The following is an 11,736-nucleotide window of genomic DNA, read 5'->3' on the forward strand; positions in this document are numbered from 1 at the left end:
TCGTGACCAACCTCACCCCGCCCACCCGCCGACGCCCAGGGGGAACCGTGCCGTCGCACACCCGGCTCGGCCACCCGCTCGACGCGGCCGGCACCGCGCTGCTCACCGTCGAGTGCCAGGAGGGCGCCGTCGGAGCGGGCAGTGCGCTGCCCGAACTCGCCGAGGAGGCCCGCTCCTCCGGCGCCCTCGGCACCATCGCCCGCCTCGCCGCCGCGCACGCACGCGGCGTCCAGGCGCTGCACGCCCTCGCCGAACGCCGCCCGGACGGGCGGGGCGCCGGCCGCAACGCCCGGCTGTTCCACGCCGCCGAACCTCTTCCGGTGCGGCAGCCGACCGGCAGCGCCGCCGTCCGCGTCGCCGCGCCGATCGAGGTCACCGACGAGGACCTGGTGGTGCGGCGGCTGCACGGGCTCTCGCCGATCCAGGGCACCGAGGCCGACGCACTGCTGCGCAACCTCGGCCGCCACACCCTGATCGTGACCGGTGTCTCGGCCACTGTGGCCGTGCCCCACGCCGTGTTCGACGCGGTGGATTTCGGATACGCCATGGTCGTCCCCACGGACGCCATCGCGGGCGTGCCCGCCGACTGCGCCCGCGCCCTGATCCGTCACACCCTCGCCCTGGTCGCCACCCTGACGACCACCGGCGAACTGCTCACCCACCTGGCCGGCCCGACGAGCCCGGCCCCGCGGGCACCCGCGCCCGTCGGTGCCGTACGGTCCGGCACCGACCTGCTCAGGCCAGCGTGATGGAGTCCCCGTTCACGGTGATCTCCACGGCGGGCAGCGGCTTGGGCGCGGGACCGCCCTGCACACTGCCGTCGGCGACGGAGAACTCGCTGTTGTGACAGGGGCAGTGGATGACCCCGTCGGCGACGGTCCTGACCATGCAGCCCTGATGGGTGCAGGTCGCCGAGAACGCCTTGAACTCGCCCGCTTTCGGCTGCGTCACCACCACTTTCTCGTCGGCGAAGACCTTGCCGCCGCCCTCGGGGATGTCCGCGGTGGACGCCAGGGCGGCCCCGCCGGCGGCAGCATCGCCCCCGCCCGAACCCCCGCCGCCGTTGCCGTCCGAGCCGGCGTCCACCGAGGTGGAACCGCCGTCGTCCGAGCCGGAGCACGCGGTCAGCGCGGCGGTGAGACCCGCCGCTCCGACCGCCGCCACGACGGTCCGACGCGCCGGTCCCGTTGCGGGCTGCTGCGATGCGCTGGTCATGCCGGGGACTTCCTTCCGGTCGGGTTCGCGATCCGGTCTCAGGTACGGCCCGCGGGTCCGCCCTGTTCACGAGCTGCCGCACCCGGCCGGCCGGCCGGGAGCGACGGGGAGGCCATCCGGGACGGAGGGGGAGGCCATCCGGGACGGACGGGGTGGCCGGCCGGGATCAACGGGGAGGCCGGCGGGGCTCTTCGCCGCGCGCGCACGCTCCGCGGCCCGGGCGTGCCCGGCCTGCGAGGACACGCCAGTAGCCTGGGGCGATGCTCAAGGAAGTCATCGCCACCCGGTACATCGCGCCGCTGCGCGAGGGTGGCTCGCTGCCGGGACTGATCGAGGCCGACGACCTCGGCACCTACGTCCTGAAGTTCACCGGCGCGGGACAGGGCCGCAAGACCCTGGTGGCCGAGGTGGTCTGCGCGGAACTCGCCCGCCGGCTGGGCCTGCGGGTGCCGCGCCTGGTGACCGTCGAGGTCGATCCCGTGCTCGGTCTCGGCGAACCGGACGAGCAGGTGCAGCAGCTGCTCAAGTCCAGCGGCGGCACCAACCTCGGCATGGACTTCCTCTCCGGGGCGCTCGGGTTCGACCCGCTGGCCTTCGAGGTGAGCGCCGAGGAAGCCGGGCGGATCGTCTGGTTCGACGCCCTGGTGGGCAATGTGGACCGCTCCTGGCGCAACCCCAATCTGCTGCGCTGGCGCGGCGAGCTGTGGCTCGTCGACCACGGCGCGACCATGATCTGGCAGCACAACTGGCCCGGCGCCGCCACCTCGGCCGCCCGCCCCTACGACGCCGCCGACCACGCCCTGCGGCCCTTCGCCCCCGACGTGGCGTCCGCCGCGGCCGACCTCGCCCCCCAGGTCACCGAGGACCTGCTCGCCGAGGTCACCGCCGAGATCCCCGACGCCTGGCTGACCGGCGAGCCGGGCTTCGGCACTCCCGACGAGCTGCGCCGCGCCTACGCCCGGCCGCTGCTCGACCGCGCCCCCACCGTCCACCAGCGCATCCAGGGACTCGGAGGCGACCGATGAGCGAGCGTCAGGCGGGCGACCGCCATGTCTACGAGTACGCCGTGCTGCGCGTCGTCCCGCGTATCGAACGCGGCGAGTGCATCAACGCCGGGGTGCTGGTGTACTGCCGGCCCCTGGGCTTCGTCGCCGCCCGCACCCATCTCGACGAGGCCAGGCTGCTGGCCCTCGACCCGGACGTGGACCTGGCCGGGGTGCGGGCCGCGCTGCGGGCCGCCGAGCAGGTGTGCGCGGGCGGCGACGCGGCGGGCCAGGCGGCGCGGGACGACGCCGGACGGCGCTTCCGCTGGCTGATCGCGCCCCGCTCCACCGTCGTCCAGCCCGGCCCCGTCCACACCGGCCTCACCGCCGACCCGGCGGCCGAGACGGAGCGGCTCCTGCGGGTGCTGGTGCAGTGACTGGTGCGATGGCCGGGGTATTCCTGCGGGGCCCGGCGTGCTCGTGCGGTGCCTGCCGCCGTCGTGCCGTGCCCGGCGTCAGGCGCGGCGGCGCCTGATCAGGTAGCCGCCCGCCGCGGCCGCGCCCGCCGCGAACACGGCGCCGACCGCCACCTCCCAGGCGGCAGGTCCGGTGTCCGACGCGCCGCCCAGTCCGCCCGCGACGCCCCGCGGCGGGGAGGGCCTCGCCGTCGTGGGCGGCGCGGCGGGAGCGCTGCCGGTGGCCGCGGTCGCCGTGGCGGGGGGCGCGGTGCGCGTCGGCGCGGGCGATGGGGTGGGCGAGACAGGGGGAGTGCTCGGCGAGGCGGAGGCAGGGGACGTGGTGACCGGAGCGGGCGTCGGGGTGCCGGGCCGGGGGCGGCTCGTGGAGGAGGCGTCGCCCTGGTCGAAGCGGCGGGGGAGCACCTCGCAGGCGATGCCGTCGTCGTCCTCGTCCAGCCGGTGCGGATCACTCCGGTCCGCGTCGAGCACGAGCTGGGCGTCCTCCTGCCAGCGGAAGTCACGGCAGTCCAGGTCCAGATCGGGACCGGCGTACGCGGTACCGGCCAGGGGCAGGGCCGCGGCGAGCACGGTCAGCGTGCCCAGGGCACCGGTGCGACGACGCATGACGCGCCTCCTTTCCCCTTGCGGGTGGCTCGCGTCTCGACGCTAGGGGCGGCCCGGCGCCCAGGCGCGCAGCCGTAGGCCGATCGGGTGCCCGCGGTCGCCCGGGGCGCGAGCCGCCCCGCGTCCCGGCCGGTGCGGGGCGAAGCGAGCAGTGGGCCCGGCCGAGAAGGAGTGCGGTCGCGGCGGACCGGATGGCCGGCCGGGCCGACGCGGAAGCGCGGCCGGGTCGTGGCGGAGGCGGCGGGGAATGGATCACAGACGCGGGTGTGCCGTTGACACCGGGTGCCAGGGCTTCTAGCGTCACGTCTGCTGAAGGTACTAAGCGGTCGCTCACCCACGGGTGGCGGCCGCAGGAGCCGCATCCCAAGGGCGAGGAGAAGCAGCAATGTCCACCACTGAGCAGCGGGTCGCGGTCGTCACCGGCGCCGCGCGCGGAATCGGCGCCGCCACCGCCGTACGACTGGCCGCCGAGGGCCGCGCGGTCGCCGTGCTCGACCTCGACGAGGCCGCGTGCAAGGACACCGTCGAGAAGATCACCGCCGCCGGCGGCAAGGCCGTCGCCGTGGGCTGCGACGTCTCCGACGAGGCGCAGGTCGAGGCCGCCGTCGCGCGGATCACCGAGGAGCTCGGCGCCCCCACCATCCTGGTGAACAACGCCGGCGTGCTGCGCGACAACCTGCTGTTCAAGATGAGCGTCTCCGACTGGGACACCGTCATGAACGTGCACCTGCGCGGCGCCTTCCTGATGTCGCGGGCCTGCCAGAAGCACATGGTGGACGCCGGCTTCGGCCGGATCGTCAACCTGTCGTCCTCCTCCGCGCTCGGCAACCGCGGCCAGGTCAACTACTCCGCCGCCAAGGCCGGTCTGCAGGGCTTCACCAAGACCCTCGCCAAGGAGCTGGGCAAGTTCGGCGTCACCGCCAACGCCGTCGCCCCCGGCTTCATCGCCACCGAGATGACCAAGGCCACCGCGGACCGGGTCGGCATGGGCTTCGAGGACTTCAAGGCCGCCGCCGCCACCCAGATCCCCGTCGCCCGTGTCGGCGAGCCCGAGGACGTCGCCAACGCGATCGCGTTCTTCACCGGCGACGCGGCAGGATTCGTCTCCGGCCAGGTGCTGTACGTGGCCGGCGGACCCCTCGACTAGGAAGACCGGAACATGACTTCAGTGGAACTCTCGGGCAAGGTCGCCCTGGTCACCGGCGCCAGCCGGGGCATCGGCTACGGCGTCGCCGAGGCCCTCGTCGCCCGCGGTGACCGGGTCTGCATCACCGGACGCAACGAGGACACCCTCAAGGAGGCGGTCGAGCGGCTCGGCGCCGACCGCGCGATGTACGTCGTCGGCAAGGCGCACGACGAGCAGCACCAGGCCACCGCCGTCGAGCGCACCATGGAGACCTTCGGCCGGGTCGACTTCCTGGTCAACAACGCCGGGACCAACCCGGTGTTCGGGCCGATCGCCGACCTCGACCTGAACGTGGCCCGCAAGGTGTTCGAGACCAATGTGATCTCGGCCCTCGGCTTCGCCCAGCGCACCTGGCACGCCTGGCAGAAGGACAACGGCGGCGCGATCGTCAACATCGCCTCCATCGCGGGCCTGGCGCCCTCGCCCTTCATCGGCGCCTACGGCGTCAGCAAGGCCGCGATGATCAACCTGACCGTCCAGCTGGCGCACGAGTTCGCGCCCAAGGTGCGGGTCAACGCGATCGCCCCCGCCGTGGTCAAGACCAAGTTCGCCCAGGCGCTCTACGAGGGCCGGGAGGCGGAGGCCGCCGCGGCCTACCCGCTGGGCCGGCTGGGCGTGCCCTCCGACATCGGGGGCGCCGCGGCCTTCCTCACCTCGGAGCAGTCGGACTGGGTCACCGGCCAGACCCTGGTGGTCGACGGTGGCATCTTCCTGAACGCGGGTGTCGCCTGAGCAGGACGGCACCTCATGTGCCGACGCCGGTACCGCGGGTGCCGGCGTCGGCGCGCTCCCGGCACGGACGCCCTTGACGAAAACGGCGTCCGTGCCGGTGTATCGGAGCCGCACAGGGCCTTTGACAACGTAGTCATCGGGCGTCTCGTCTCAAGGGCCGTACAGAGTGCAGCCACCAGGCGGAACACTGCGGTAAGGTCTGCCGACCCTTGGTATGGCAGATCGAGGAGCGTGCGCGTGTTCAACCGGAACCGATGCCTGCGGCGCGTGGCGGCCATCGCGTCCATATCGGCGCTGGTCGCCGGCTGTGGCGTCCTGTCGTCCGACACCCCGGAGGACGAGGGACCGATCGTTGTCGGAACGACCAGTGCCCCCAGCACGCTGGATCCTGCCGCCTCCTGGGACGGCTCCTGGGAACTGTTCCGCAACATCTATCAGACCCTGCTGAGCTACCCCGTCGGCTCGTCCACACCCAAGCCGGACGCCGCGGAGAACTGCGAGTTCACCGACAACTCCAACCGCGTCTTCCGCTGCGAGATGCGTGAGGGCCTCCAGTTCTCGGACGGCACCCCCCTCGACGCCAAGGCGGTCAAGCACTCCATCGACCGGATCCGCAAGATCAACGTCAACGGTGGCCCGGCCGGTCTGCTGACCAGCCTCGACCGGGTGCAGGCGCCGAACGAGCGCGAGGTCGTCTTCCACCTCAACCAGTCCGACGCCACCTTCCCGTTCGTGCTCTCCACGCCCGCCATGGCGATCGTCTCCCCGAAGGCCTACCCGGCCAACAGCCTCCGCAAGGAGCAGAGCATCGTCGGCTCCGGGCCGTACAAGCTCGAGGCCTACGAGGAGGGCAAGCGGGCCCAACTCGTGCGCAACGACAAGTACAAGGGCTACGCGGAGCACAAGAACAGCGCGGTGACGATCCGCTACTTCCAGGACTCCGCCTCGATGGTCAAGGCACTCCGGGACGACGAGATCGACCTCACCGACCGCGGTCTGGCCGCCTCCGACGTCATAGAGCTGCAGGGCAAGACCTCCAAGGAGGAGGAGCTCCAGCTGGTCGAGGGCACCGGTGCCGACATCAGCTACCTGGTGTTCAACCCCAAGCACCCCTGGGTCGGCAAGAAGGCGGTCCGCCAGGCCATCGCCCAGGTCGTGGACCGCGGGGCCATCGCGCACAAGGTCTACAAGGACACCGTCGACCCGCTGTACTCCATGGTTCCCAAGGGCGTGACGGGCCACACGACCGGCTTCTTCGACGACTTCGGCGACCCGAGCGTCGACAAGGCGCGGCAGATCCTCACCGAGGCCGGCATCACCGAACCGGTGCCGCTCACTTTCTGGTACACCACCGACCGCTACGGCTCGGAGACGGCCCTGCTGTTCAAGGAGCTGAAGCGGCAGCTGGACTCCTCCGGCCTGTTCAAGATCACGCTCAAGAGCCGGCCGTGGAAGACGTACGTCACCGGCTACCAGAAGGGCGAGTACCCGGTGTTCGGCCGTGGCTGGTTCCCGGACTTCCCGGACGCGGACAACTACATCGCCCCGTTCGTGGGCGAGCAGAACGCGCTGGGCACCCCGTACGAGGCCACCGAGATCACCGAGAAGCTGCTGCCCACCTCCCGCAGGGAGAGCGACCGCGGCAACGTGGTGAAGCAGTTCGAGGAGGCCCAGCAGATCCTGGTGGACGACGTCCGTCTGCTGCCGCTGTGGCAGGGCCGGCAGTACCTGGCGGTGAGCCGGGACATCTCGGGCGCCGAGCGGTCCCTGGACCCGTCCACGATCATGACCCTGTGGGAGCTGTCCCGGAAGACCAGCTGGTAGAGCGGGTGACCCCGTTCGCGGGGGCCGCCCGCCGGGGCGCGTTCGCGGGGCGCGGTGTCAGTGGTCACCGGTAGGTTCTGAGACCTGCAAGTGACCACGACCGTGAGGACGTTGACGTGACCGACATCGCCATGCTGCCCGAGTCCTGGCGCGGGGTTCTGGGCGACGAGCTGCAGCAGCCCTACTTCAAGGAGCTGACCGAGTTCGTCGAGGAGGAGCGGGCGAAGGGTCCCGTCTACCCGCCCCGCGAGGAGGTCTTCGCGGCGCTGGACGCCACGCCGTACGACAAGGTCAAGGTCCTGATCCTCGGACAGGACCCGTACCACGGGGAGGGCCAGGGGCACGGCCTGTGCTTCTCGGTCCGCCCCGGGGTGAAGATCCCCCCGTCGCTGCGGAACATCTACAAGGAGCTCAACGCCGATCTGGGCACGCCGGTCCCGGACAACGGCTATCTGATGCCGTGGGCCGAGCAGGGCGTGCTGCTGCTCAACGCGGTGCTCACGGTGCGCGCGGGCGAGGCGAACTCGCACAAGGGCCGCGGCTGGGAGAGGTTCACCGACGCGGTGATCCGCGCGGTGGCCTCCCGGCCCGACCCGGCGGTGTTCGTCCTGTGGGGCAACTACGCGCAGAAGAAGCTGCCGCTGATCGACCAGACGCGGCACGTGGTGGTCAAGGGGGCGCACCCCTCACCGCTGTCGGCGAAGAAGTTCTTCGGCTCGCGCCCCTTCAGCCGGATCAACGAGGCGGTCGCCGCGCAGGGCCACGAACCGATCGACTGGACCATCCCGAACCTCGGCTGAGCGGCTGCCGCCGGCCCGGGCCCGGCCGCCGCTCCGGGGTGCGGGAGGCCGGCTCCGGTACCGCGTGCGTGATCATTCGGCCCAGCCCTCACGGTGCGGTTGACCTGCATCGCCGTCCGCTGCCGTTAGCGTCGGAGCGGACAGCGGACAGCGGACAGCGGACAGCGGACAGCGGACAGCGGACAGCGGGCGAGCGGTGCGGAGGGCGCGGTGGCCGAAGGACAGCGGCAGGTGGCGGCGGAGAACCTGCTGACACGGATCGGCCAGGTCGTGATGCTGCACCACGCCGGGGACCGGGAGGAGGCCCGGCACCGGCTGCTCGGCCTGTGGACCGAACTGGGCGAGCACGGCGATCCGGTGCACCGCTGCACCCTGGCCCGCTGCCTCGCCGACACCCAGGACGACCCGGAGGCCGAACTGGCCTGGGACCTGCGGGCGCTGACGGCGGCCGAGGAGGCGGGCGGCGGGCGCACCACCGCCGGCGAGCAAGCCGCCGCCGTGCGCGCCCTCTACCCGGCCCTGCACCTGGACCTCGCCGCCGACTACGCCCGCCTCGGCCGCCCCGACGCAGCCCGCGCCCACCTGCACCGCGCCCGCACGGCGGCCCGCACCCTCGCCGACGACCGCTACGGCGCGGGCGTGCGCAGCGCCATCCGGCGCCTGGAACTGCGGCTCGGAGAGGGTGAGGGCGGGGCGGACGGTGAGGGCGGGGGCGGCGGGCCGGTCGGGCCGCCCCGGCAGCGCCTCTGACACCGCTGGCCGCGCCTATCTGCCGTAGGCGTTTTGGCAGATGACCGCCTCCGGGCTGTCCGCGCGCCAACCGCCGTAGCGCTTGCCCAGGCCGCAGAGGTCGGGGGTACCGCGCAGGTCCCGGCGAACCTGTTCCGGGAGGCCGGAGAGGCCGACCGGCGGACGGGGGGAGGACTGGGCCGGACGAGGGGTGGCGCGGGGCCGCTGCCGGGGGTGATCGCCGGACGGGGCCGGGCCCGCCGGCGCGGGCCCGGCCGGGGTGCCGCGGGAGGACGGGGAGGCGGGATCCTCGGCGGGGCGGCTGGAGGGGCCGGCGATCTCCAGGGCCTCACGGGCCGGTGCCTGCACGACCTGGGGTCCGGCGCGCCCGTCGGATGGGGCCGCCGGTGGCTGGGAGGGGGCCGCAGGTCCGGGTGCGGCGGGACGCTGCACCGTGACACAGCCGGTCAGGGCCGACAGGGCCACGGTCACTGCGAGCGCCGCTGCGGTCGTCGTTCGATGCACCCGCGTCACTCTGCTGGTTCCCGCGGCCCGGCGCGGGGCGGACGGGCGCAGGATGCCCCGCACGGGTGATCTCCGCCCCCGGACGGAGGCCCCGCCGGTCCTCCGGGGTGACGGTCAGTCGCCGGTGGTGCCGTCCAGCCGTTCGCGGATCAGGTCGGCGTGGCCGTTGTGCCGCGCGTACTCCTCGGTCATGTGGGTGCAGATCCAGCGCAGGCTGACCGGGCCGCCCGCGTGTCTGTTGCGGCCCTGGACGTCTCGTCCAGGGCGAAGCCCGCCGCGTTGCGCCGGGCGACAGCGATCTCACCCTGCCAGGACGCGTTCGCCTGCTCCCAGGTGTCCGCTTCCGTGAGGTGGAACTCGCCGTCCGGGTCGGCCTCGCTGAAGCGGAGCGGACCCGGGTCGTCGTCCACCAGCACCTTGCGGAACCAGATCCGCTCCACCTCCGCCATGTGCCGCACCAGCCCCAGCAGGGACAGCCCGGAGGGCGGCACGGATGCCGTGCGCAGCTGCTCGTCGGCCAGGCCCTCGCACTTCCAGCCGAGGGTGCGGCGGCGGAAGTCCAGCCAGCCCTCCAGCGTGATGCGTTCGTCGGCATGGGCGGCGGGTATGCGGCGCTCGGTCGTCATGGAGGGACTCTCCCGGCACCGACCCCGCCTCTCCGGGCGTTTTCCGGAACCGGGTGCGAGCGTGTGAGCCTTCGCGGCCGCTCTCGGACCCGCCGGCGTGATCGGCGCCGGAGGCTCAGCTCCCGGTCATCCCCGCAAGCAGCTCCCGCAGGCTCTCCCGCAAGGCGGCGAGGTCGGGCACGCGGGCGCTGTAGGACCCGGCCACGCAGGAGAACATCAGCCCGTCCGCCCAGGCGATCAGCGACAGCGCGTGCCGCTGGGGGTCGGTGGAACCCAGCGCCGTGACCAGCGCGACGACCTGGTCGCGGAAGCGGGCCCCGGCCGCGTCGAAGTAGGCGCGCAGCTCCGGGCGGCGGGTCGCCTCCAGGGCCAGTTCGTAGCGGGCCAGGGTGAGTTCGCGGTTGCGGGTCAGCGCCCGGTGGGTGGCGAGCGCCAGGGCGTCCACCAGGGACTGCGTCCCGGCTGCCGGGTCGGGCATCTCGTGCAGCGCGAGCACCCGTGCCTCCCGGTCGGCGAGCCGGCGCACGGCCAGCTCGAGCAGCGCCTGACGAGTGCGGGCCACGTTCGAGGTGGAGCCCTGCGGCAGTCCGGCCGCCACGTCCACCGCCCGGTGGGTCAGCCCGCGCATGCCGCGCTCGGCGAGCAGGGCGAGGGCGGTGTCGGCGACGAGATCGGCGCGGGCGCTGCCGGCGGAGCGTACGGACATGGTGGTCAACCTACCCGTCGCACTACGCCTGTAGTACAGTCGAGGCATACCGCCACTACAGATGTAGTGAGCGCGTCGGGGTCAGGAGGCGCCATGACTGACGTGACACGAGCCGTGGTGATCGGCGGAGGCATCGGCGGTCTCACCGCCGCCGCGGCCCTGCACCGGCGCGGGGCGGAGGTCACGGTCCTGGAACGGGCCGGCTCGCTGCAGCCGGTCGGGGCGGCCATCTCCCTGGCCCCCAACGCGCTGCGCGCCCTGGACGTCATCGGGCTGGGCGACCGGATCCGCGCCCTGTCCGCCTGGCAGGGCGACGGCGGACTGCGCGCGCCCGGCGGCCGCTGGCTGTCCCGGTCCAGCGCGGCCGCCGCCGAGAAGCGCTTCGGCGGGCCCCTGGTCCTGCTGCATCGGGCCACCCTCATCGACCACCTGGCCGGTCAGCTCCCGCCGCACGCCGTGCGCACCTCCGCCGCCGCGCACCTCGTCGACCCCGGGGAGCCCGGCGACCCCTCCCGTCCGGCCCGGATCAAGACACCCGAAGGAGAGCTGACGGCCGACCTCGTGGTGGCCGCCGACGGCATCCACTCGGCGGTGCGCCGGACGCTCTTCCCCGACCATCCGGGCCCGGTCTACACGGGCTTCACCACCTGGCGAATCGTGATCCCGCTGCCCGGCGCCGACTTCGCCTCGCACGAGACCTGGGGCCGCGGCCGCCTCTGGGGCACCCACCCCCTCGAGGACGGCCGGATCTACGCCTACGCCGCCGCCCTCGCACCGGCCGGCGAGCGCGCCCCCGACGACGAGCGGGCCGAACTGCTGCGCCGCTACGGCGACTGGCACGACCCGATCCCCGCCGTCCTGGCCGCCGCCCGTCCCGAGGACGTGCTGCGGCACGACGTCCACCACATCACCGAGCCGCTGCCCGCCTACCACCGCGGCCGGGTCGCCCTGCTCGGCGACGCCGCGCACGCCATGGCGCCGACCCTCGGCCAGGGCGGCAACCAGGCCATCGAGGACGCCGTCACCCTCGCCCACCACCACGACGACCTGGCCGCCTACACCGCCGCCCGGCTGCCCCGCACCATGGACATCGCCCGCAAGGCCGCCCGGGTCGCCCGCCTGAACCTGATGAGCAGCAGGACCGGCGTCGCCGTGCGCGACACCGCACTCGCCCTGCTCTCCAAGGCCGGGCCGGCCCTGTTCCTGCGCGGATTCGACGGCATCGCCGACTGGCAGCCGCCCCGGGGACGCCCTTGACCGGCGGCGTCCCGGCGATCAGTGTGGCCGGGCAGGGAAAGTCCTGCCCCGGATCCGCCCGTGATCCGGAC

The 11,736-nt window shown here is 73.5% G+C and carries 13 protein-coding genes and 1 pseudogene; 9 read left to right on the forward strand and 5 right to left on the reverse strand.

Features of this window, described 5'->3' with window-relative positions:
* Positions 1-47 precede the first annotated feature (47 nt).
* Positions 48-749: a cysteine hydrolase family protein gene (locus tag HCJ93_RS19420; protein ID WP_167997004.1), complete on the forward strand. Its 702-nt coding sequence runs from the start codon at positions 48-50 to the stop codon at positions 747-749.
* Here HCJ93_RS19420 and HCJ93_RS19425 read toward each other — a convergent pair.
* Positions 736-1,215 carry a Rieske (2Fe-2S) protein gene (locus HCJ93_RS19425; protein ID WP_167997005.1) on the reverse strand — a complete coding sequence of 160 codons (480 nt, stop codon included), beginning with the start codon at positions 1,213-1,215 and terminating at the stop codon, positions 736-738. The genes HCJ93_RS19420 and HCJ93_RS19425 overlap by 14 nt on opposite strands.
* A 260-nt stretch (positions 1,216-1,475) precedes the next feature.
* Here HCJ93_RS19425 and HCJ93_RS19430 point away from each other — a divergent pair, with 260 nt between their 5' ends.
* Together HCJ93_RS19430 and HCJ93_RS19435 are read left to right on the forward strand one after the other, a co-directional pair.
* Positions 1,476-2,240 (forward strand): HipA family kinase, encoded by a 765-nt coding sequence (locus HCJ93_RS19430; RefSeq protein ID WP_167997006.1) that lies wholly within the window; start codon positions 1,476-1,478, stop codon positions 2,238-2,240.
* Positions 2,237-2,635, forward strand: coding sequence for a DUF3037 domain-containing protein (locus tag HCJ93_RS19435; protein WP_167997007.1), 399 nt, complete (start codon positions 2,237-2,239; stop codon positions 2,633-2,635). The genes HCJ93_RS19430 and HCJ93_RS19435 overlap by 4 nt, the downstream gene beginning before the upstream one ends.
* Before the next feature lie 78 nt (positions 2,636-2,713).
* Here HCJ93_RS19435 and HCJ93_RS19440 read toward each other — a convergent pair whose 3' ends face one another.
* Entirely contained in the window at positions 2,714-3,280 is a 567-nt protein-coding gene (locus HCJ93_RS19440; protein WP_167997008.1) for an excalibur calcium-binding domain-containing protein, read from the reverse strand.
* Positions 3,281-3,665: 385 nt separating this feature from the next.
* On the opposite strand from HCJ93_RS19440, the gene fabG reads away from it, so the two are divergent.
* From fabG to HCJ93_RS19465, 5 genes are all read left to right on the forward strand, one after another.
* Positions 3,666-4,427, forward strand: coding sequence for a 3-oxoacyl-ACP reductase FabG (fabG, locus tag HCJ93_RS19445; protein WP_167997009.1), 762 nt, complete (start codon positions 3,666-3,668; stop codon positions 4,425-4,427).
* 12 nt (positions 4,428-4,439) lie between these two features.
* Positions 4,440-5,198 (forward strand): SDR family oxidoreductase, encoded by a 759-nt coding sequence (locus HCJ93_RS19450; protein ID WP_167997010.1) that lies wholly within the window; start codon positions 4,440-4,442, stop codon positions 5,196-5,198.
* A 237-nt stretch (positions 5,199-5,435) separates the two neighbouring features.
* Positions 5,436-7,022 carry an ABC transporter substrate-binding protein gene (locus HCJ93_RS19455; RefSeq protein WP_167997011.1) on the forward strand — a complete coding sequence of 529 codons (1,587 nt, stop codon included), beginning with the start codon at positions 5,436-5,438 and terminating at the stop codon, positions 7,020-7,022.
* Between the two features lie 116 nt (positions 7,023-7,138).
* Entirely contained in the window at positions 7,139-7,822 is a 684-nt protein-coding gene (gene ung, locus HCJ93_RS19460) for a uracil-DNA glycosylase (RefSeq protein WP_167997012.1), read from the forward strand.
* Positions 7,823-8,032: 210 nt separating this feature from the next.
* Entirely contained in the window at positions 8,033-8,572 is a 540-nt protein-coding gene (locus HCJ93_RS19465; RefSeq protein WP_167997013.1) for a hypothetical protein, read from the forward strand.
* Positions 8,573-8,587: 15 nt separating this feature from the next.
* Here the strand turns inward: HCJ93_RS19465 and HCJ93_RS19470 are convergent, their stop codons facing one another.
* From HCJ93_RS19470 to HCJ93_RS19480, 3 genes and pseudogenes are all read right to left on the reverse strand, one after another.
* Positions 8,588-9,076, reverse strand: coding sequence for a hypothetical protein (locus tag HCJ93_RS19470; protein ID WP_309141455.1), 489 nt, complete (start codon positions 9,074-9,076; stop codon positions 8,588-8,590).
* 114 nt (positions 9,077-9,190) lie between these two features.
* A pseudogene (locus tag HCJ93_RS19475) lies at positions 9,191-9,702 on the reverse strand (DinB family protein).
* Between the two features lie 115 nt (positions 9,703-9,817).
* Positions 9,818-10,408 (reverse strand): TetR/AcrR family transcriptional regulator, encoded by a 591-nt coding sequence (locus tag HCJ93_RS19480; protein WP_167997015.1) that lies wholly within the window; start codon positions 10,406-10,408, stop codon positions 9,818-9,820.
* Between the two features lie 93 nt (positions 10,409-10,501).
* Here HCJ93_RS19480 and HCJ93_RS19485 point away from each other — a divergent pair, with 93 nt between their 5' ends.
* On the forward strand, positions 10,502-11,665 hold the full coding sequence (locus HCJ93_RS19485) for an FAD-dependent monooxygenase (RefSeq protein WP_167997016.1): 1,164 nt from the start codon (positions 10,502-10,504) through the stop codon (positions 11,663-11,665).
* The last annotated feature ends 71 nt before the right edge of the window (positions 11,666-11,736 follow it).

The organism is Streptomyces composti (assembly GCF_012034205.1).
GTDB lineage: Bacteria > Actinomycetota > Actinomycetes > Streptomycetales > Streptomycetaceae > Streptomyces > Streptomyces composti.

Excerpts from the sequence above, each read along its gene's own strand:
- HCJ93_RS19435 (WP_167997007.1), top strand. The coding sequence starts at position 2,237 with ATGAGCGAGCGTCAGGCGGGCGACCGCCATGTCTACGAGTACGCCGTG.
- HCJ93_RS19480 (WP_167997015.1), bottom strand. The coding sequence starts at position 10,408 with ATGTCCGTACGCTCCGCCGGCAGCGCCCGCGCCGATCTCGTCGCCGAC.
- HCJ93_RS19440 (WP_167997008.1), bottom strand. The coding sequence starts at position 3,280 with ATGCGTCGTCGCACCGGTGCCCTGGGCACGCTGACCGTGCTCGCCGCG.
- HCJ93_RS19425 (WP_167997005.1), bottom strand. The coding sequence starts at position 1,215 with ATGACCAGCGCATCGCAGCAGCCCGCAACGGGACCGGCGCGTCGGACC.
- HCJ93_RS19485 (WP_167997016.1), top strand. The coding sequence starts at position 10,502 with ATGACTGACGTGACACGAGCCGTGGTGATCGGCGGAGGCATCGGCGGT.
- HCJ93_RS19430 (WP_167997006.1), top strand. The coding sequence starts at position 1,476 with ATGCTCAAGGAAGTCATCGCCACCCGGTACATCGCGCCGCTGCGCGAG.
- fabG (WP_167997009.1), top strand. The coding sequence starts at position 3,666 with ATGTCCACCACTGAGCAGCGGGTCGCGGTCGTCACCGGCGCCGCGCGC.
- HCJ93_RS19450 (WP_167997010.1), top strand. The coding sequence starts at position 4,440 with ATGACTTCAGTGGAACTCTCGGGCAAGGTCGCCCTGGTCACCGGCGCC.